The organism is Geodermatophilus sp. SYSU D00705 (assembly GCF_054050135.1).
On the sequence record NZ_JBJGYT010000017.1, the window covers coordinates 35,882 to 55,153 of the forward strand.

21 protein-coding genes are annotated in these 19,272 nt (G+C 74.5%); 11 read left to right on the forward strand and 10 right to left on the reverse strand.

Annotated features, from left to right (window positions below; genetic code table 11):
* Nucleotides 1–25: 25 nt before the first annotated feature.
* Entirely contained in the window at nucleotides 26–604 is a 579-nt protein-coding gene (locus ACI78Q_RS14570; protein WP_456924113.1) for a regulatory protein RecX, read from the forward strand.
* A 159-nt stretch (nucleotides 605–763) separates the two neighbouring features.
* On the opposite strand, the gene ACI78Q_RS14575 is transcribed toward ACI78Q_RS14570, so the two are convergent.
* The 5 genes from ACI78Q_RS14575 to ACI78Q_RS14595 all read right to left on the reverse strand — a co-directional run bounded on the left by ACI78Q_RS14575 (nucleotide 764) and on the right by ACI78Q_RS14595 (nucleotide 4,551).
* Nucleotides 764–1,141: a hypothetical protein gene (locus ACI78Q_RS14575; RefSeq protein WP_456924114.1), complete on the reverse strand. Its 378-nt coding sequence runs from the start codon at nucleotides 1,139–1,141 to the stop codon at nucleotides 764–766.
* A gap of 123 nt (nucleotides 1,142–1,264) precedes the next feature.
* Entirely contained in the window at nucleotides 1,265–2,161 is an 897-nt protein-coding gene (locus ACI78Q_RS14580; RefSeq protein ID WP_456924115.1) for an amino acid ABC transporter permease, read from the reverse strand.
* The gene (locus tag ACI78Q_RS14585; protein WP_456924116.1) at nucleotides 2,158–2,808 is read right to left on the reverse strand and encodes an amino acid ABC transporter permease; all 651 of its coding nucleotides are present in this window, start codon (nucleotides 2,806–2,808) and stop codon (nucleotides 2,158–2,160) included. The genes ACI78Q_RS14580 and ACI78Q_RS14585 overlap by 4 nt, the downstream gene beginning before the upstream one ends.
* Before the next feature lie 71 nt (nucleotides 2,809–2,879).
* Nucleotides 2,880–3,773 (reverse strand): glutamate ABC transporter substrate-binding protein, encoded by an 894-nt coding sequence (locus ACI78Q_RS14590; RefSeq protein WP_456924117.1) that lies wholly within the window; start codon nucleotides 3,771–3,773, stop codon nucleotides 2,880–2,882.
* 22 nt (nucleotides 3,774–3,795) lie between these two features.
* A complete protein-coding gene (locus tag ACI78Q_RS14595) occupies nucleotides 3,796–4,551 on the reverse strand; it encodes an amino acid ABC transporter ATP-binding protein (protein WP_456924118.1) in 756 nt (251 codons plus the stop codon).
* Between the two features lie 122 nt (nucleotides 4,552–4,673).
* Here ACI78Q_RS14595 and miaB point away from each other — a divergent pair, with 122 nt between their 5' ends.
* On the forward strand, nucleotides 4,674–6,125 hold the full coding sequence (miaB, locus tag ACI78Q_RS14600) for a tRNA (N6-isopentenyl adenosine(37)-C2)-methylthiotransferase MiaB (RefSeq protein ID WP_456924119.1): 1,452 nt from the start codon (nucleotides 4,674–4,676) through the stop codon (nucleotides 6,123–6,125).
* Between the two features lie 4 nt (nucleotides 6,126–6,129).
* Here the strand turns inward: miaB and ACI78Q_RS14605 are convergent, their stop codons facing one another.
* From ACI78Q_RS14605 to ACI78Q_RS14615, 3 genes are all read right to left on the reverse strand, one after another.
* Complete coding sequence (locus ACI78Q_RS14605) at nucleotides 6,130–6,831, reverse strand: alpha/beta fold hydrolase (RefSeq protein WP_456924120.1); 702 nt, start codon at nucleotides 6,829–6,831, stop codon at nucleotides 6,130–6,132.
* Between the two features lie 109 nt (nucleotides 6,832–6,940).
* Nucleotides 6,941–7,642 carry an alpha/beta fold hydrolase gene (locus ACI78Q_RS14610; protein WP_456924121.1) on the reverse strand — a complete coding sequence of 234 codons (702 nt, stop codon included), beginning with the start codon at nucleotides 7,640–7,642 and terminating at the stop codon, nucleotides 6,941–6,943.
* 16 nt (nucleotides 7,643–7,658) lie between these two features.
* Nucleotides 7,659–9,161: a DUF349 domain-containing protein gene (locus ACI78Q_RS14615; protein ID WP_456924122.1), complete on the reverse strand. Its 1,503-nt coding sequence runs from the start codon at nucleotides 9,159–9,161 to the stop codon at nucleotides 7,659–7,661.
* 40 nt (nucleotides 9,162–9,201) lie between these two features.
* Between ACI78Q_RS14615 and ACI78Q_RS14620 the strand changes: the two genes are divergently transcribed.
* From ACI78Q_RS14620 to dapF, 3 genes are read left to right on the forward strand one after another with little or no spacing between them, the layout of a single operon-like run.
* Entirely contained in the window at nucleotides 9,202–9,921 is a 720-nt protein-coding gene (locus ACI78Q_RS14620; protein WP_456924123.1) for a hypothetical protein, read from the forward strand.
* On the forward strand, nucleotides 9,918–10,841 hold the full coding sequence (gene miaA, locus ACI78Q_RS14625) for a tRNA (adenosine(37)-N6)-dimethylallyltransferase MiaA (RefSeq protein WP_456924124.1): 924 nt from the start codon (nucleotides 9,918–9,920) through the stop codon (nucleotides 10,839–10,841). Before ACI78Q_RS14620 ends, miaA begins: the two co-directional genes overlap by 4 nt.
* The gene (gene dapF / locus ACI78Q_RS14630; RefSeq protein WP_456924125.1) at nucleotides 10,838–11,707 is read left to right on the forward strand and encodes a diaminopimelate epimerase; all 870 of its coding nucleotides are present in this window, start codon (nucleotides 10,838–10,840) and stop codon (nucleotides 11,705–11,707) included. The genes miaA and dapF overlap by 4 nt, the downstream gene beginning before the upstream one ends.
* A gap of 66 nt (nucleotides 11,708–11,773) precedes the next feature.
* Here the strand turns inward: dapF and ACI78Q_RS14635 are convergent, their stop codons facing one another.
* A complete protein-coding gene (locus tag ACI78Q_RS14635) occupies nucleotides 11,774–12,004 on the reverse strand; it encodes a hypothetical protein (protein ID WP_456924126.1) in 231 nt (76 codons plus the stop codon).
* Nucleotides 12,005–12,158: 154 nt separating this feature from the next.
* Between ACI78Q_RS14635 and hflX the strand changes: the two genes are divergently transcribed.
* From hflX to ACI78Q_RS14650, 3 genes are all read left to right on the forward strand, one after another.
* On the forward strand, nucleotides 12,159–13,649 hold the full coding sequence (gene hflX / locus ACI78Q_RS14640; RefSeq protein WP_456924127.1) for a GTPase HflX: 1,491 nt from the start codon (nucleotides 12,159–12,161) through the stop codon (nucleotides 13,647–13,649).
* Between the two features lie 170 nt (nucleotides 13,650–13,819).
* Nucleotides 13,820–14,569 carry a phosphatase PAP2 family protein gene (locus ACI78Q_RS14645; RefSeq protein ID WP_456924128.1) on the forward strand — a complete coding sequence of 250 codons (750 nt, stop codon included), beginning with the start codon at nucleotides 13,820–13,822 and terminating at the stop codon, nucleotides 14,567–14,569.
* 43 nt (nucleotides 14,570–14,612) lie between these two features.
* On the forward strand, nucleotides 14,613–15,605 hold the full coding sequence (locus ACI78Q_RS14650; protein WP_456924129.1) for a hypothetical protein: 993 nt from the start codon (nucleotides 14,613–14,615) through the stop codon (nucleotides 15,603–15,605).
* A 109-nt stretch (nucleotides 15,606–15,714) separates the two neighbouring features.
* On the opposite strand, the gene lexA is transcribed toward ACI78Q_RS14650, so the two are convergent.
* A complete protein-coding gene (gene lexA / locus ACI78Q_RS14655) occupies nucleotides 15,715–16,464 on the reverse strand; it encodes a transcriptional repressor LexA (protein WP_456924130.1) in 750 nt (249 codons plus the stop codon).
* A gap of 750 nt (nucleotides 16,465–17,214) precedes the next feature.
* Here lexA and ACI78Q_RS14660 point away from each other — a divergent pair.
* From ACI78Q_RS14660 to nrdR, 3 genes are all read left to right on the forward strand, one after another.
* Complete coding sequence (locus tag ACI78Q_RS14660) at nucleotides 17,215–17,361, forward strand: LysM peptidoglycan-binding domain-containing protein (protein ID WP_456924131.1); 147 nt, start codon at nucleotides 17,215–17,217, stop codon at nucleotides 17,359–17,361.
* Between the two features lie 175 nt (nucleotides 17,362–17,536).
* The gene (locus tag ACI78Q_RS14665) at nucleotides 17,537–18,178 is read left to right on the forward strand and encodes a hypothetical protein (protein ID WP_456924132.1); all 642 of its coding nucleotides are present in this window, start codon (nucleotides 17,537–17,539) and stop codon (nucleotides 18,176–18,178) included.
* A 478-nt stretch (nucleotides 18,179–18,656) separates the two neighbouring features.
* Nucleotides 18,657–19,214: a transcriptional regulator NrdR gene (gene nrdR, locus ACI78Q_RS14670; RefSeq protein ID WP_456924133.1), complete on the forward strand. Its 558-nt coding sequence runs from the start codon at nucleotides 18,657–18,659 to the stop codon at nucleotides 19,212–19,214.
* Nucleotides 19,215–19,272 lie beyond the last annotated feature (58 nt).

The window sequence follows — 19,272 nt, forward strand, 5'->3', positions numbered from 1 at the left end:
GGACGAGCCGGGCGACCCCGAGCAGGTGGCCCGCTCGATCTGCCTGCGCGCCCTGACCGGCGCGCCCAAGACCCGGCAACAGTTGGCCGATCTGCTCGCCAAGCGCGGGGTCCCCGACGACGCCGCGGAACGGGTGCTCGAGCGATTCGGCGAGGTGGGCCTCATCGACGACGCCGCCTTCGCCCGGGCCTGGGTGACCTCCCGTCAGGCCGGTCGCGGCCTGTCACGACGGGCGCTCAAGGCCGAACTGCGTGCCAAGGGCATCGACGGCGAGGTCGCCGAGGAGGCGGTCACCCTGGTCGACGACCAGGACGAGTGGGACGCCGCCCGGCGGCTGGTGGCACGGCGGGTGGCCGGCCTGCGCCGCGTCGACCGGGCCACCGCCGAACGGCGCCTGATCGGCATGCTCGCCCGCAAGGGGTACGGCGGTGGGTTGGCGTCCTGGGTCGTCCGTGAGGCGCTCGACGAGGACCGCGCGGCGTTGGACGCCGCGGAGGACGTGCGCGACGACGATCACGACGTCGACGAGGGCATCCCGGCCGGCATCCGGCGGCGGGCGGCCGGTCCCCACCCCGAGGTCGGTCTGGACGCCTGGCTGCCCTGAGCAGCCCACGCTGTTCTGAGCGCCCCACGCCGTTCTGAGCAGCTCGCGCCGTGAGGTGCCCGGCGGACACGCGCCACCGGGCTCCCGCCGTCGCCGTCCACCCGCCCCCGGGGCTGAGGGACGGCGGTCAGCGGGTGGGCCCGGCCAGGAGCCGGTGGGTCAGGCGGAGGTCCGTGCGGTCGCCGACCAGGCCGAGACGTCGACGGCCACGCCGTCCGGGGCCTCGTCGTCGGGCACCAGCCACTCGCCGTCGGCGCCGCGGCCGTGGGCGAGGTACGCCTGGATCTGCAGGTCGAAGGCCCGCTCCGACGATGCGGCGCTACGGCTCACCGGCCCGAGGAAGGTCAGGTCGGCCTCCTCGCCGCCGAGCAGACGCAGCACCACCCGGCACCGCGACCGCCGGTGCCGGGCCGGCGGCACGACCTCGCGCACGACGGCGGTCTCCGCGCCGGCAGCGGCGGCGAAGTCGGGAGCGGCGGCACGCATCCGGGTCACGAACTCCTGAGCGGCGTCGGTGAACCCGACGGGCTGGCGCACCAGGGGAGGCAGCGGCGGCACGGCGGGGCGGAGTGCGGTGTCCACACCGGTGATCTCGGCAGGCCACGACCCGGGTGTGACCTGCCGGCGCCCCACGAGTCCCAGCGGGAACGCCTGCCGCGGTCAGACCCGGACCGGGCCGCCTCCGCCGTCCATCTGCACCTCCGCCAGCTCGGGCTCGGTCGTGGCCGCCGTCTTGGCGTTCCGCCGGGTGCGCTTCTCGACGTACCGGGCCAGCCACGACAGCAGCAGGTTCACGACGATGTAGATCAGGCCGGCGGCCACGTACAGCTGGAACGTGTAGCGGTTGCCGAACTCGAAGTTGAAGAACTCCACGAGGCTGCGCGCCGTCCTGAGCAGCTCCAGGTAGCCGACGATGAAGCCCAGGGACGAGTCCTTGAGCAGCACGACGAGCTGGGCCACCAGCACCGGCAGCATGCGGCGGACCGCCTGCGGCAGCAGCACGAGGGTCATCACCTGGGTCTTGCGCATCCCCAGGGCGAAGGCGGCCTCCCGCTGACCGCGGTCCACCGACAGGATCCCGGCCCGGAAGATCTCGGCCAGGACGGCCATGTTGTACAGGGTCAGGCCGAGGACCAGCGCCCGGAACGCCGTCATCGGGACGCCGACGGTCGGGAGGAACAGCAGGCAGAACAGGATGAGGAGCAGGAGCGGCACGGCGCGGAAGAACTCGATCACGACCGTCACCGGCACGCGGACCCAGGCGTGGTCGGACAGCCGGCCGGCGGCCAGGAGCGCGCCGAAGACCGTGGCCAGCACCATGCCGACCGCGGCCGCCGCGAGGGTGTTGAGCAGCCCCTGCCAGAGAGCCTGGGGCACGCCGGTCGCCGGGTCGACCAGGATGGCCCACCGCTCCGGCTCCAGCTGGCCGTTGACCCCCAACCGCCACAGGACTGCGGCGATGAGACCCGCGACGACGATGCCGCCGATCACGGTGCCGACGCGCTGCCGCTGCCGGGCCCGCGGGCCGGGCAGGTCGAAGAGGACGGTGCTGCTCATCGGACGATCGCCACCCGCTTCTCGACCACCCGGATCAGCCACGCCGAGGGCAGTGTGATGACCAGGTAGCCGAGCACCACGGCCGCGAACACGGCCAGCAACTGGTCGGCGTTGACGTTGGACAGGCGCTGGAGCGCGGCCGTCAGGTCGGTCACCGCAAAGCCGGCGGCGATCGAGGTGTTCTTGGCCAGCGCGATCCACACGTTGCCCAGCGGGGGGATGACGGTGCGGAACGCCTGGGGGAGGACCACCGTGCGCAGTGACTGGCCGAAGTCCAGGCCCAGGGCCCGGGCGGCCTCCGCCTGACCCGGCGGGACCGCGTTGATGCCGGAGCGCAGCGCCTCGCACACGAACGCCGCGGTGTAGAGGGACAGCGCCGTCACCGCCGCGGCGAACCGGCTGGGGAACTGCAGGTCGATGTAGACCAGGCCGAAGACGAGGAAGAAGAACACCACGGTGAGCGGGGTGTTGCGGAAGACCTCGACGTAGAAGGTCGCCAGCCCCCGCAACGGCGGGATCGGGCTCACCCGCATGCCGACGAGCACGGTGCCCAGCACCAGGGCGCCCAGACCGCTGACGACCGCCAGGGACAGCGTCGTCAGGAACGCGCTCCACAGCAGGTCGAAGTTGTCGCTGATGAACTGCACCGCGGCCTCTCGACGTCAGTGACGGGACGACGCCGCCGGGTGGGTGCCCCACCCGGCGGCGTCGCGCGGACTCAGTAGCGGTCGACCGTCGGAGGCTCGGGAGCCTCCTCGCCGGTGATCGCACCGGCGGTGCGGTCCCAGGCCTCGGCCCAGCGGCCGTCCTCGTAGGACTCCTCGAGGACGTCGTTGATGAAGGTGCGGAACTCGGTGTCTCCGAGGGCCAGGCCGATGCCGTAGGGCTCCTCGGTGAACGGGTTGCCCACCAGTTCGAAGCCCTCGGGGTTGCCGGCGACCAGGCCGGTGAGGATGACGTTGTCCGTCGTGACCGCCTGGACGTTGCCGTTGGCCAGGTCGTCGGCACACTTCGAGTACACGTCGTAGGTGACCAGGTTGGCCTGCGGGTAGTTGTCCCGGATGTTCTGGGCCGGGGTCGAGCCCTCCACCGAGCAGACCGTCTTGCCCGCGAGGTCGTCGGGACCGGCGATGTTCTCGGGGTTGCCCGCGGCGACCATGATGTCCTGGCCGGCGACGTAGTAGGGCCCGGCGAAGTCGACGACCTGCTTGCGGGTGTCGTTGATCGTGTAGGTCGCCACGACGATGTCGACCTGGCCGTTCTGGATGAACGGCTCCCGGTTGGCCGAGACGGTCTCGGTCCAGGTGATGTCGTCGGCCGCGATGCCCAGCTCACCGGCGATGATCTTGGCGATCTCGACGTCGAAGCCCTCGGGGTCCTGAGTCTGCGGGTTGAGCAGCCCGAACCCCGGCTGGTCGAACTTGGTGCCGACCGTGATCGCGCCGGCCTCGGCCAGCTCGGCCATCGTCGTCCCGGCCTCGAACTGGACGTCCTCGGCGACCTCGGCGGTGTTCTGGGCCTCCTCCTCGGCCTGCTGGCCGGCCTCGCTGGAGCAGCCCGCGAGTACGAGGCCCAGCGCCCCGACGGTGGCGGCGTAGCGGGTGATGCGCATGTGCGTTCCTTTCCTACCGAGCTCAGTGGTTGAGGATCTTCGAGAGGAAGTCCTTGGCCCGGTCCGACTGCGGGCGGGTGAAGAACGACTCCGGGTCGGTCGCCTCGACGATGCGGCCGCCGTCCATGAAGACCACCCGGTTGGCGGCCCGGCGGGCGAAGCCCATCTCGTGGGTGACGACGACCATCGTCATGCCCTCGCGGGCCAGCGACGTCATGACGTCGAGGACCTCGTTGATCATCTCGGGGTCCAGGGCGGAGGTCGGCTCGTCGAAGAGCATGACCTTGGGGTCCATGGCCAGCGCGCGGGCGATCGCGACGCGCTGCTGCTGGCCGCCGGACAGCTGCGCCGGGTACTTGTCGGCCTGCGCGGCCACGCCCACCCGGTCCAGCAGCTCCCGGGCCCGCTGCTGGGCCTCGGACCGCGACTTCCCGCGCACCTTGACCGGCCCCAGCGTGACGTTCTCCAGGATCGTCTTGTGCGCGAAGAGGTTGAAGCTCTGGAACACCATGCCGACGTCGCTGCGCAGCCGGGCGAGGGCCTTCCCCTCCTCGGGCAGCCGCTGCCCGTCGATGGTGATCTCGCCCTGCTGGATCGACTCCAGCCGGTTGATCGTCCGGCACAGGGTCGACTTGCCCGACCCCGACGGGCCGATGACGACGACCACCTCGCCGCGGTCGATCGACAGGTCGATGTCCTGCAGGACGTGCAGCTCGCCGAACCACTTGTTGACGCCGGAGAGGCGGACGAGAGCTTCTCCCTTCGCAGCGCTGGTCACGCGAGCGACCCTAGGGCCGTGAGGCGACGGCGGCCGAACCGGGCGATCACGAAGCAGTAACGAACCGCGGGGACTGTGAGCGGCGGAACACCCGTCCGGGTCGCCGTACCCTCGCAGGCGACATGGGTACCGAGCTCCAGGGCGCCGGCCGGACCTACCGGGTCCGCACGTACGGCTGCCAGATGAACGTGCACGACTCCGAGCGCCTGTCCGGGCTGCTGGAGGCCGCCGGCTACGCCGCCGCCCCGGAGGGGGAGGACGCCGACGTCGTCGTCCTCAACACGTGCGCGGTGCGGGAGAACGCCGACAACCGGCTCTACGGGAACCTCGGGCACCTGCGGCCGGTGAAGGACGCCCACCCCGGCATGCAGATCGCCGTCGGTGGTTGCCTGGCGCAGAAGGACCGCGGCGAGATCGTGCGCCGCGCGCCGTGGGTGGACGTCGTCTTCGGCACGCACAACGTCGGTTCACTGCCGGCGCTGCTGGAGCGGGCCCGGCACAACGCCGAGGCGCAGGTGGAGATCGCGGAGGCCCTCGAGGTCTTCCCGTCGACGCTGCCGGCCAAGCGGGACTCCGCCCACTCCGGCTGGGTCTCCATCAGCGTCGGGTGCAACAACACCTGCACGTTCTGCATCGTCCCGGCGCTGCGCGGCAAGGAGAAGGACCGCCGTCCGGGCGAGGTCCTGGCCGAGGTGCAGGCGCTGGTGGACCAGGGCGTGCTCGAGGTGACCCTGCTCGGCCAGAACGTCAACAGCTACGGCGCCGAGTTCGGCGACCGCGGCGCCTTCGCCGACCTGCTGCGCGCCACCGGCCGGATCGAGGGCCTGGAGCGGATCCGCTTCACCAGCCCGCACCCCGCGATGTTCACCGATGACGTCATCGCCGCGATGGCCGAGACGCCGGCGGTCTGCCACTCCCTGCACATGCCGCTGCAGTCGGGGTCGGACGACGTCCTCAAGCGCATGCGCCGCGCCTACCGGCGGGACCGCTTCCTCGGCATCCTCGACCGCGTGCGGACGGCGATGCCCGACGCCGCGATCACCACCGACATCATCGTGGGCTTCCCCGGGGAGACCGACGAGGACTTCGAGCAGACCCTCGACCTGGTGCGCCAGGCCCGGTTCTCCAGCGCCTTCACCTTCCAGTACTCCAAGCGCCCCGGGACGCCGGCCGCCGAGATGGACGGGCAGCTGCCCAAGGACGTCGTCCAGGAGCGGTACCTGCGGCTGACCGCACTGCAGGACGAACTCAGCTGGGCCCAGAACCGCGCGCTGGTCGGCACCGGCGTGGAGCTCCTGGTCGCCGCGGGCGAGGGCAGCAAGGACGCCGCGCGGGGCCGGATGAGCGGCCGGGCCCGCGACGGGCGGCTGGTGCACTTCACGGCCGCCGACGGCGTCCGGCCCGGCGACGTCGTCGAGACCGTCGTCACGCAGGCCGCGCCGCACCACCTGGTCGCCGACGGCGCGCTCGTGTCGCACCGGCGCACCCGGGCCGGGGACGCCTCCGAGGCCGGCACGCGCCCCACCACGCCCGGTGTGCTGCTGGGCATGCCGCGGATCGGCGCCCCCGCCTGATCGGTCAACCCCGCGGAGCGGCGAGGAGCGTCTCCAGCTCCTGGGCCAGGCGGTCGGGCATGACCATCTGGACCATGTGCGACGACTCGAGCCGCACGACCCGGTCGGCGCCGGCCGCCATCGCCTCCTGGGCATCGGCCGGGAGCACGGCGTCCAGGGTGCAGACCACGTAGCTCACCGGGTGCGCGGGGTCCGGCGCGGTGCTGGGGCTCGCCAGCGCGGCGGCGGACTGCAGCCCGAGCCGCTCGACGAAGCGGGCGACCTCCTCGAGCGGCAGCTCCGCGCAGACGTGGGTGCGGACGGTGTCCACGTCCCTGGTCACCGCCAGGGTGCCGTCGTCCCGCGGTACCACCCACGGCGGGAGCGGACCCCCACCGAGGAGGTCGAGCACCGACTGGCCGCGTCGCGGCCGGAGTGCTGCCAAGTACACCGTCTGCGCCACGCCGGGATCGTCAGCGAGCTCGGCGACGACCATGCCGCCGTAGGAGTGCCCGACCAGGACCACCGGTTCGCCGGCGCCGCGGACCACGCCACGCAGGTGCTCTGCATCGGCCCGGAGGTCACCGAGGGTCGCCGGGTCGGTGCCGCTGCTGGGCAGCTGCGTCACCACGGTGACACGGTGGCCGTCCTTCTCCAGGTGCGTCACGAGGTCGTCCCAGACCCAACCGCCGCACCAGGACCCGTGCACGAGGACGAAGTGCGTCATGGTGCCGCAGTGTGGGCCGGCCGTCCGTGGCGGCCAAGGGGCGGCGATCCGGCGCCGGGTACTCCTGGCGTGCGGTCACCCGGTGTGGAGGCGGGCGCGGCCGACGTGCTCAGGCCAGGTCGAGCAGGAGGTCGGTCAGCTCCCGAGGGCGGTTCTGCGGCACCAGGTGGGTGGTGGCGATCTCGCGGTAGACCCACGCGTCCGAGGCCCGCGCACGGGCGGCCGCCGCCTCGAACCCCGGGTTGGGCGGGATCCCGGGCTCGTCGGCGGTGGCCCGCACGTAGGTGCGCCCGAACGGCCACTCCTCCAGCGGCCGGGACAGTCGCACGGGTTCGGTGAAGCAGCCGATCGGGTGCAGCGTGCGGCGCGGGGTGCTGAACGCCTCCTCGGCCGGGTCCTCGTAGGCCCGCACGGGACCCTCCACCAGCCACGGCGTCCCGAGGGTGCGCGGGAGCACCGGCACCCCGAGCAGCCCGTACAGCGACTGGCCGTCCTCCGGCACGAAGGCGTCGAGGTAGACCAGCGACCGGACGCGGTCCCCGATCGCGTCGAGCGCGCCGGTGACGACCATGCCGCCGTAGGAGAAGCCGAGCAGCACGACGTCGTCGAGGCCCTCGTAGAGCACCTGGTGGACGACGTCGGTGACGTGGGTCGTGAGGTCCACCTGCGGGCTGGCCAGGTGCGACCGCTCGCCGATCCCGGTCAGCGCCGGGGTGAACACCTCGTGGCCGGCCGCGCCCAGCAGCCGGCGGACGTGGCGGAACCCGTGGGCCCCACCCCAGGCGCCGTGCACCAGCACGAACGTCGTCACGGCGCCGTCCCGGCCGTCAGCGGCGGGAGGCCGTCTTCTCCGCCTCCGCCAGCCACTCGCGGCGGGTCGCGAGGTTGGCCTGCGCCTCCTCGATCCGCCGCGCGTCGCCGGCGGCCTCGGCCTTGGCCAGCTGCTCCTCGGCCTTCGTCACCGCCTGCCGCATGGAGGTGACCATCGGGTTCTCCGGTGCGACGCGGGCCCGCGTGGAGTCGACCGCGCCCCGGACCCGCTGCTCGACCGCCTGCATCCGGTCCTCCAGCTGCCGCATCACGCCGCGGGGCACGTGGCCGATCGCGTCGTAGCGCTCCTGCAGCTTGCGCAGCGCGTTCTGCGCCCCGCGCAGGTCGGTGGAGGGGTCGAGCTTCTCGGCCTCGGCGAGGATCTCCTCCTTGGCCTGCTGGTTGGCCACCTGCTCGGCGTTGCGGACCTTGTCCTGCTCGGAGCGGGCGGTGAAGAAGACGTCCTGGGCGGCGCGGAACTGCTTCCACAGGTCGTCGTCGCCGTCGCGGCCGGTGCGCGGGACGGCCTTCCAGCGGTCCATCAGCGAGCGCATCGCCGCGCTCGTGGCGCCCCAGTCGGTGGACGCCGACAGCCGCTGCGCCTCGGCGATGAGCTCCTGCTTGGCCGCGCGGGCCTCGCTGCGCTGAGCGTCGAGGGCGGCGAAGTGCGCGCCCCGGCGGCGGCCGAACGCGTCGCGCGCCGCGGCGAAGCGCGACCACAGGGCCTCGTCGGTCTTGCGGTCGATGCCGCGGATGGTCTTCCACTCCTCGACGATGGCCTTCAGCCGGTCGCCGGCGGCCTTCCACGAGGTGGACTCCGCGGCGATCTGCTCGGCCTCGGCGGCCAGCGTCTCCTTGCGGGCGATCTGCGCGGCGCGGGCCGCGGCCTTCTCCGCCCGGGACTCGGCGGCCGCGGAGTCAGCCGTCTCGACCATCGCGCGGGCGCGGGCGGCGAGCCCCTCCAGGTCGCCGACGGCGGTCGCGGTGGGGATGGAGTCGGCGAGGGCCTGGGCCTTCGCCTTGATCTCGCTCGGGTTGCCGGTGTGGGCCCTCAGCCGTGCCTCGAGCAGCGACACCTCGGTGGCGAGGTCGTCGTAGCGGCGGGCGTAGTGGGCCAGGCCCTCGGCCGGTTCCCCGGCCTGCCACGAGCCCACCGCCCGCTCGCCGTCGGCGGTGCGGACGTAGACGGTGCCGTCCTCGTCCACCCGGCCCCACTCGGCGGGGTCGGACGCCGGGGCGGCGGGCTGGTCCGGGGCGGACGGCGGGGCCGCGGCCTCGGCCGGAGAGGGAGCCGGGGCGTCCGGCACCGGCGCGACCACCTCGGGGGTGGTGGCCTCCGGCGGCACGACGTCCGGCTGCTCGGTGACCCCGGCGGACTCCGCCGTCGGATCGGCCAGCGCGGCGTCACCGGGGGAGGGCGCGGCCGCCGTCCCCGCCTCCGGGGTGACCGCCTCGGACCCGGCCGTCTCCGGCGTGGGGACCTGCTGCGAGGTGCTTGCGGCGTTCTCCGTGCTCGACACGCACCGCAGTGTCCCACGCCGCATCCGGGACACTGCTGCGGTGAGCACCTCCGCGGCCGAGCCGCGCACTCCGGAGCCCGGCGGTGCGGTGTCGGTGGCCTTCTGCCCGTGCCCGCCGCTGCTCCTCCCCGCGGTCGCCGGGCGGGCCGCGGCGGACACCGCCTGCCTCCGCGCGGCCTGTGCCGAGGCCCTCGAGGCGGCGCTGGCGGCCCGCCCCGAGGTGGTCGTGGTGGTCGGCGACGGGGCAGGAGGGCGGTTCGGTACCGGCGACGGCGGCGACCTGCGCGGGTTCGGCGTCGACCTGGAGGTGCCGTTCGCCGGTCCCGTGCAGCCCCGCGGGCGGCGCACGCCGCTGCCGCACACCGTCGGCGCCTGGCTGCTCGACCAGGCCGGGTACGCCGGCCCGCGGCTGGGGGTGGCCCCCGACGACCTCGCCGACGTCCTCGCGGGCCTGCCGGGACCGGTCACCGTGCTCGCGATGGGCGACGGCTCGGCGCGCCGCACGCTGAAGGCGCCCGGGTACCTGGACGAGGCCGCCGGTCCCTTCGACGACGCCGTGGCGGCCGCGTTCGCCGCCGGGGACGCCGCCGCGCTGGCCGCGCTGGACGCCGCGGAGGGCCGGCGGCTGCTCGCCGCCGGGGTGCCCACGTGGCGGGCGGTGGGCAGCGCGCTCGCCGGCCGGCCGGTCCGCGCGCGGCTGCACGTCCACGAGGCGCCGTTCGGCGTCGGCTACCTCGTGGCCGACTGGCTCCTGCCGTGACGGCTGCACCCCCGGTGGTGGCCCTGGTCGGGCCGACCGCGACCGGGAAGACGGCGCTCGGGGTCGCGCTGGCGCAGCGGCTCGGCGGCGAGGTGGTCAACGCCGACTCGATGCAGCTCTACCGCGGCATGGACATCGGCACCGCCAAGCCCGACGCCGCCGAGCGGGACGGCGTACCGCACCACCTGCTCGACCTGTGGCACGTGCGCGAGGCGGCGTCGGTGGCCGAGTACCGCCGGCTGGCCCGCGCCGAGATCGACCGGCTGCGGGCCGCCGGCACGGTGCCGCTGCTCGTCGGCGGGTCGGGTCTCTACGTCCGCGCCGTCCTCGACGACCTGGAGTTCCCCGGCACCGACCCCGCCGTGCGCGCGCGGCTGGAGGCGGAACTGGCCGAGGTCGGCCCGGGCCCGCTGCACGCCCGCCTCGCCGCCGTCGACCCCGCCGCGGCCGCGGCGGTGCTGCCGAGCAACGGACGCCGGATCGTGCGCGCCCTGGAGGTCGTGGAGATCACCGGGGGGCCGTTCCGCGCCACCCTGCCCGAGCCGCGGCCGCACTACCCGGCGGTGGTGGTGGGGCTGGACCGCGAGCCGGCCGCGCTCGACGAGCGGATCGCCGTCCGCGTGGACCGGATGTGGGCGGCGGGCTTCGTCGCCGAGGTGGAGGCCCTGGCCGCCGACGGACTGCGGGAGGGGCCGACGGCGTCGCGTGCCCTCGGCTACGCCCAGGTGCTGGCCCAGTTCGACGGTCGGCTGACGGCCGAGGAGGCACGCGAGCGCACGGTGGGCACGACGCGCCGCTTCGTCCGGCGGCAGCGGTCGTGGTTCCGCCGGGACGCGGCCACGACGTGGCTGGACGCCGCCCGGCCGGACCTGGTGGACGCGGCGGAGGCCGTGATCGGCGCACATACGATCGCCGGGTGAACGCAGACCGGGTGCTCATCGGCCACGGCACGGAGAACGACTTCGTCGTCCTGCCCGATCCCGACGGCACCGTATGGCCGGAGGACCGGCTGGACGCGGCGATGGTCCGCCGGTTGTGCGAGCGCCGCTCCGGGCTCGGTGGCGACGGCGTGCTGCGGGTCGTCCGCAGCGTGCACGTCCCCGATGCGCCGGCCGTGCTCGGCGAGGCGCTGGGCCGCTGCGAGTGGTTCATGGACCACCGCAACGCCGACGGCTCGCACGCGGAGATGTGCGGCAACGGGATCCGGCTGTTCCTGCACGTGCTGGTCACCGAGGGGCTGCTCGACCGCGCGGCCTGCGCCGACGGCGTGTGGGTGGGCACCCGGGGCGGTCCGCGACGGGTCGGTGCCGCGGCGGACGGCGGCTACTGGGTGGACATGGGCCCGGCGCGGCCGTTCGGCCACGGCGAGGCGCTGCTGGACGGCACGGCGTTCCCGGGCCGGGCGGTGTCCATGGGCAACCCGCACCTGGCCTGCCTGACCGACGTCGACGTCGACACGCTCGACCTGACGACCGCGCCGGCCGTCGACGCGGACCTGTTCCCCGACGGCGTCAACGTCGAGTTCGTCAACGTGCTCGAGCCGGCCGCCCACGTGCGGCTACGGGTGTCCGAGCGCGGTGTGGGAGAGACGCGGTCCTGCGGCACGGGGGCCTGCGCCGCGGCGTGGGCGGCGCTGGAAGCCGGCGGCGCGGCGACCGGCACCGTGACCGTCGACGTCCCCGGCGGCCGGCTCACCGTCACCGTCGACGGGACGACGACGGTGCTGACCGGCCCCGCGCTCGTGGTGGCCGCGGGCGAGCTGACGCCCGAGTGGCTCGGGAGCTGACCTGTCCCTCGGCCCTTGCAGGGTCCCGCCGCGAGCTCGCGAGCGGTGGGGGCAGGGGGTCCTCCTTCAGCCGCGGGTGTTGCCCGACTCCTCCGGCGACTCCGGCATCATCGACTCGCCGGCGGTGCCGGGGCTGCCCTTCGGCTCGCCGCGGCCGCTGTCCTGGTCCGGGCCGCCGGAGGTGCTGTCCAGGCCGCCGGACAGGGGGTTGCGCGGCGGGTTGAGGCCCTTCGGGTCGCGGCCGGGGTCGTCGATCTCCTCGCTGGCGCCCAGGCTGCTGCTGCCGCTCTCGCTCATCTGTGGCCTCCTCGCGTGGTCGTCGTCCGCCCCTACCCGCAGCAGCCCCGGCCACGCGTTCCCATCGCCGGGATGGTCCCGGACGCCTCCGGTGTTGTACCGGGCGATGACAACTCAGGTGCCCAGTCTGCTGGGCCGTGCCACGCTGGAGACGATGACGACAGCACAGAACCGCGCCGTCTCGGACGACGCCGAGGAGCGGGCCCTGCGCGCCGCCCCCGTCGACGAGGCGACCCGTCCCGCCCCCGCCGGTCAGTGGGACGAGCCCGACGACACGACCGGCTCCTACGAGCTCGAGGCGCGTGGCGCGCTGCGCCGGGTCGCCGGCCTGTCCACCGAGCTCGCCGACATCACCGAGGTCGAGTACCGGCAGCTGCGCCTCGAGCGCGTCGTGCTGGTCGGGGTCTGGACCGAGGGGACGCAGGCCGACGCCGACCGCTCCCTCGCCGAGCTCGCCGCCCTCGCCGAGACCGCCGGGTCACAGGTCCTCGAGGCGGTCAGCCAGCGCCGGGACAAGCCCGACGCCGGTACCTACGTGGGGTCGGGCAAGGCGGCCGAGATCCGCGACATCGTGTCCGCCACCGGCGCCGACACGGTGATCTGCGACGGCGAGCTGACGCCGGGCCAGCTCAACCAGCTGGAGAAGATCCTCAAGGTCAAGGTGGTCGACCGGACCGCGCTGATCCTCGACATCTTCGCCCAGCACGCGTCGAGCCGGGAGGGCAAGGCGCAGGTCGAGCTCGCCCAGATGCAGTACATGCTGCCGCGGCTGCGCGGCTGGGGTGAGTCGCTGTCCCGCCAGGCCGGTGGCCGCGTCGCCGGCGGTGGCGGCATCGGTACCCGCGGTCCCGGTGAGACCAAGATCGAGACCGACCGGAGGCGGATCCGCGCGCGGGTGAGCAAGCTGCGCCGGGAGATCGCCGGCATGGCGACCGCCCGGGCCACGCAACGGTCCAGCCGCGGGCGCAACGCCGTCCCGAGCGTGGCGATCGCCGGTTACACGAACGCCGGCAAGTCCAGCCTGCTCAACCGGCTCACCGGCGCCGGCGTGCTGGTGGAGAACGCGCTGTTCGCCACCCTCGACCCGACGGTGCGCCGGGCCCAGTCGCCCGACGGCCGCGAGTACACGCTGACCGACACGGTGGGCTTCGTGCGCCACCTGCCGCACCAGCTGGTCGACGCGTTCCGGTCGACCCTGGAGGAGGTGGCCGCCGCCGACCTGCTGCTGCACGTCGTCGACGGCTCCGACCCCGACCCGCTGGGCCAGATCGAGGCGGTCCACGTCGTCCTCCAGGAGATCGACGCGCGGTCCGTCCCGGAGCTGATCGTGGTCAACAAGGTCGACGCGATGACCGAGGAGGACGTGCTCACCCTCCGCCGGGCGCTGCCGGGCGCGGTGTGGGTGTCCGCCCGCACCGGTGCGGGGATCGAGCAGCTCCGGGAGATCGTCGCCGCCCGGCTGCCGCACCCCGACGTCGAGGTCGACGTGCTCGTCCCCTACGACCGAGGCGACCTGGTCGCCCGGGTGCACCGGGACGGCGAGGTCCTCAGCGAGCAGCACGAGGCCGGGGGCACGCGCCTGACCGCGCGGGTCGACGGCGCCCTCTCCGCCGCCCTGGAGGAGTTCGCCGCGCCGGTCGCCTGACCCGTCGCTCGTCCGTGGCACCGGCCCTCCGGCCGGTGCCACGCGCATGTCCGGCCCGTGCTCCGCGCGCGGGCGGCCGGTGTCCCGCGGGCTCGCGGCCCCCTCGGGCGGCGCGCCTCGCCCGGTCGGGCGAGGTCACGACCACGTCACGGGCCGGTACCGTGAGACGTGTGACCAGCGGCGCGGTGCAGCGGCGTCCCGGGGGACAGCTGCCCGCGGACGACGCCCGGCCCGCGCCGCACCCCCGCGTGGTCACGCCCGGCCGGCCGCCGTGGTGGCTGCTCACCCTCGCCCTGCTCGTGACCGTGGGCGTCACCGTCGACCTGCTCAGCCGCGGCACGCTCGAGCGGATGGACCTGCGCGTCTCCGAGACCGTCAGCGCCTGGGACCTCAAGGACTCCGCCGCCTACTGGCCGGTCTGGGCGGTCACCCAGCTCGGCGGCCGCGGGTTCATCCTCATCGTCCTGGCCGGCCTCGTCGCCCACCTCGTGGTGCGTCGGCGCACCGTCGTCCCGCTGCTGCGCGTGCTGGTCGCCCTCGCCCTGCTCACGGTCGTCGTCTACGGCTTCAAGTACGGGACCGGCCGCACCGCACCGGCCTACCCGGGGTCGTTCTTCTACCGGGACGGCGCGTCCTATCCCTCCGGCCACGTCGCCAACGCCGTCCTCATGTGGGGTGTGGCCCGCTGGCAGGCCGTCGAGTTCCGGCTCGCCCCCGCCGTCCAGCGGACCTTCCGGCTGCTCAGCGTCGCCGGTCCCGTGGCGACCGGGGTGGCGATGGTCTCGCTGGACTTCCACTGGGTCACCGACGCCGTCGTGGGAGCGGCGGTCGGCATCCTGCTGTTGGGCGTGGTTCACGGGCTGGACGCAGTCGTGCTGTCACGCTGGGTGGGTGCCCGAGCTGGCCGGCCGTCCGTGTAGCGGTGCCGGAGGGCGACGTCTGGCAGCAGGGGCAGCCCTCGCGGTGACGCTCGTCCTCGGTACCGCCCTGCCGGCGTCCGCCGAGGACGCCGCGGCGCCGGGCCCGTCGACGCAGTGCCAGATCACCGACCCGCGACTGCCGGAGTTGTCCGGCCTAGTCGTGGTCGGTGACCGGATGCTCGCCATCAACGACGGCGGCGACCAGCTCGACGTGTACGTCCTGGACGCCACCTGCCGGGTGCTCACGGTGCGCAGCGCGGCGGTGGACCCCTACGACCCCGAGGACCTCGCCCTCGCCGCCGACGGCACGGTCTGGCTGGCCGACACCGGCGACAACCAGGGCACCCGCGACACCGTGGCCCTGCTCGCGTTGCGGCCCGACGGCAGCACCGCGGTCTACCGGCTCAGCTATCCCGAGGGAGCCCGGGACGTCGAGGCGCTCCTGCTGGCTCCCGACGGCATGCCCTACCTCGTCTCCAAGGAGGTGCTGGGCGCGAGCAAGGTGTACCGCCCGGTGACCGCACTGGTCGAGTCGGGGACGGTGGCGCTCACCGAGGTGGGCGGCGTGGAGTTCACGCTCACCGGGACCACCGGTGGGCCGGTCGGCCGCGCAGGTCAGCTCATGGTCACCGGGGGAGCGGTGTCGGCCGACGGGAGCCACGTGGCGCTGCGGACGTACACCGACGCCTACGTGTGGCCCCTGTCGGGCTCCGACGTCGCCGGCGCCCTCGCGGGGGAGCCGGTGCGGATGGCGCTGCCCGACGCGCCCCAGGGGGAGGCGATCAGCTTCACCGCGGACGGCAGCGGGGTCCTCGTGGCGGGCGAGGGGGTGCCCGGCGACGTGACCGTCGTGCCGATCGCGGCCGAGCAGGCCGCCGGCGGTCCGGCTACGGCGTCGGAGTCGTCGAGCGGCCCCCTGCCGGGCCTGCTGACCGCCTCCGACGGCGGCATCCCGCTGGTGCCGGCCGCACTGGTCGCCGCCCTGGTGGCCACCGCTGTCGTGTGGGTGGGCGGGAAGCTGCGCCGCCGCACCTGAGCCGTATCCGGGGGCGCTCCACTGCGGCCGGGCAGACCGCGCGCGAGGACGGGGCACGGCTCCCGTGGGCCGGTCCGCCAGGACCGTCAGGCCCCGGCGGACCGAGGGATCACACCCGGCGCAGCACCGTGACGACGCGGCCGAGGATGGTGGCGTCGTCGCCGGGGATGGGCTCGTACGCCGGGTTGTGCGGCAGCAGCCACACGTGCCCGTCGCGGCGCTTGTAGGTCTTCACCGTCGCCTCGCCGTCGAGCATCGCGGCGACGATCTCGCCGTTCTCGGCGGTCGGCTGCTGGCGCACGACGACCCAGTCGCCGTCACAGATGGCCGCCTCCACCATCGAGTCACCGGCGACCTTGAGCATGAACAGTGTGCCCTCGCCGACCAGTTCGCGGGGCAGGGGGAACACGTCCTCCACCGCCTGCTCGGCCAGGACCGGGCCACCGGCGGCGATCCGCCCGACCAGCGGCACGTACGTCGGGGCCGGGGTCTCGTCGGACCCGGCGGCGGCCGGCTGCGGGACCTCCACGGCGGTGTCACCGGGCAGGCGGACGTCGAGAGCCCGGGGCCGGTTCGGGTCGCGGCGCAGCCAGCCCTTCTTCTGCAGCACGGTCAGCTGGTGGGCGACCGAGGAGGCGGAGGAGAGCCCGACGGCCTCACCGATCTCGCGCACCGAGGGCGGGTAGCCGCGGCGCTCGATGGAGTCGCGGATGACCTCGAGCACGCGCCGCTGACGCTGGGTCAGGCCGTCGCCGGCCTCGCCCCGGTCGGGGAACGTGCGCACGGCTGCCGTCCCGGTGGTCGCCGGCGGGGCCGGCGTCCTCCGGCGGCTCCCCGACGTCCCACTCTTCTCCGCCACCGTCGCCTCCTCGCCGGCTGCCCATGCAGCGCGTCTCGTCCTTCCGGACCGACCGTAGCGCGCCGGACGCGCCCGATCAAACACGTGTTCGAAGTGGGGGCGGGGTGGTGTGGCTTTCGTCGGAGCCATCCGGTAGACATCGAACAGACGTTCGGATCGAACACGCGTTCGACGGTCCGGGGCTCGGCGAGAGGAGTGGTCGTGACAGGCGTGCAGCGTGCGGTGCTGGAGTTCGACGACGCGGTTCAGGTGCCGTGGCGGCCCCGTCTGCGGGCCGTCCCGTCCCCCCGCGAGCCGGGCTCCCCGCGGCGGGCAGTCGTGTCCCCGGCCCCGTCGCGGGCCGGAACGGCGCGGCCGGCGACCGGGTCCCCGCGACCGGCCACGTCTGCTCGGCCGGCGAGCGGGTCGGCGCGACCAGCCGCACCGGCTCGGCCGGCGAGCGGGTCGGCGCGATCGGCCGTGGCCGGGGGCGTCCGGCCCCGCGCGGCGGGTACCGGCCGCCTGGGCGTGCCGGGGCCGGCGCGACCCGCGCCGACGGGCGTGACCCCGTCGCCGTCGAGTCGTCCGGTGCGGGGTGGGTGTGGCCGTGCGGAGCGGCCGGCGCGCACCGGTCTGCGACTGACCCGGCGGGCCCGCCGCCTGTCGGTGGTCCTGGCGCTCGGTGTCGGGCTGGCCCTGGGATCCTGGCTCGCACCCCTGCTGGGCGGGGGGTCGAACGACCTCCGGCTCGCGGGTGAGCGCAGTGTCGTCGTGCAGTCGGGGCAGACCGTGTGGTCCATCGCCACCGACGTCGCGGGTGACGACCAGGACGTCCGCGCCGTTGTCGACGCGATCGAGGAACTGAACGACCTCGACGGCGCCGTGGTCATCCCTGGTCAGGTCCTGCGACTGCCCTGAGTGAGCAGCTCCGCCGGGCGGCCCTGGGCCCCGGCGCCCGGGGTGGACCGGGCGCCGACCTGCGGCGACGGAGCCGCGGGGCCAGGGAGCGACAAGAGGCGCGCCTCATGTTCGTCAAGCCTGCGCGCCCGGTCGCTCACGGTCGGTGGTCGTCGCGCGACCTACGGTCGTCGACGTGTCAGGGATGTCGGTCCGCCGGGAAGCGGTCTTCACCGAGCAGTCGCAGGGCGTCGAGGTCCACGTGGACGGCGCCTGGAGGCCCGGGGTGATCCTGGGCTGGCGGCACGACTCGGGTGGTGCCTGCGAGGTCCGGGTGCGCGTCACCGTCGCCGGCGTGGTGCACGAGTCGTGGACCGACCTGGCCGAGCTGCGCCTGCCCCAGTCACAGGTGCCGGCTTCGGTGGGCTCCCGGCCGGGGCCCGTCGTCCCCGCTGCGTCTTCGACGGTGTCGTGGACGCGCGCTGCCGCCCGTGAGCGGCTGGTCGCCGGTGTCGCCGGCGCCGGGCCGGGTGCCGACGGTGCGGCGCCGACCGGTGCGGAGCCGCCGCGCCGCCGCCGGCGTCACGGCGGCGACGTCACCGCCGAGCAGTCTGCGGTCCGTGCCGACGTCACCGGCCGGCACCGCGCCCCGGCCGTCATCGGCCGGCACCGTGCCGCCGACGATCGTGTGGACGAGGGTGAGTCGCGCCCGGGAGCCGCGACGGCGGCGATGCCGGCGCAGCGAGCCGAGCTCGACTGCCTGACCCGTCCCCTGCGGCTGGGCGACCGGGTCCCGCGTCCGCGCATCCCGCGGCCCGACGGGTCCGTCCGCACCTGAGCGCGGGCCTGCGCGGCTGACTCCGGGCTCACGGGCCCGACTCGGGTCTCCGGGCCTGGGTCCGGAGCCGGCCCCGACGGTTGCAGAGGTCGTCCGCCGCGGTGTCCGCGGCGCTCACGGAGCGACACGCCCTACACCTGCCCGCGCCGCTGCGCGACCGTCGCGCGGGTGTGTCGCGACGTGTCCCGGTGACGTCTGGGACAGGAGGACGCTGCTGGTCACGGGCGGGTCTCGGTGGAACAGGCGGTGCGTGTCTCGGCTTGCACATGTAGTGGGGGCCGTCCTAGGGTTCCCCTACATCTAGTAGTTGCACGGATGTAAGCCCGTCCACAGGCCGATCCTCAGGTTCTCCCCGCGGCGTCCACCGGATGTCCCCAGGAGGGTCCACAGCCGGCCCGTGGAGCCGTCGTCGTCGGCGGCCGTGCTGCGGTTGTCGGGCGGCGCGGGTAAGAGCCGCGTCGGAGAGAGGGGAGGAGCGGTGCGCTGCCCCTTCTGTCACAACGCCGACAGCCGGGTCATCGACTCGCGTGAGGCCGACGAGGGTGCGACCACCCGCCGGCGGCGGTCGTGCCCCGCCTGCAACCGGCGGTTCACCACGGTGGAGGAAGCCGTCCTCGCCGTGGTGAAGCGCAGCGGCGTCAGCGAGCCGTTCAACCGCACGAAGGTCATCGCCGGCGTCCGCCGGGCCTGCCAGGGCCGACCGGTCGACGAGGACCAGCTGCAGAAGCTCGCCCAGCAGGTCGAGGACGCCATCCGGGCCACCGGGGCGGCCGAGGTGCCGAGCAACGAGGTCGGCCTGGCGATCCTGCGCCCGCTGCGCGAGCTCGACGAGGTGGCGTACCTGCGCTTCGCCAGCGTCTACCGCGCCTTCACCTCGCTCGAGGACTTCGAGAAGGAGATCACCGAGCTGCGGGCCCGGCACATCGCCGCCGGCACCCTGCCGCTCCCTGGGATGCAGAACGACCCGCCGATGGTCCGCCGGCGGGGTGCGGGGCGGACCCAGGCCGCCCCCGACGGCAGCGTCGCCGGCACCTGAGAACTGTCAGCACCACCCGTTAGAACAGAGTGCGGCTCTCTTCCCCAGCCGCCGAAAC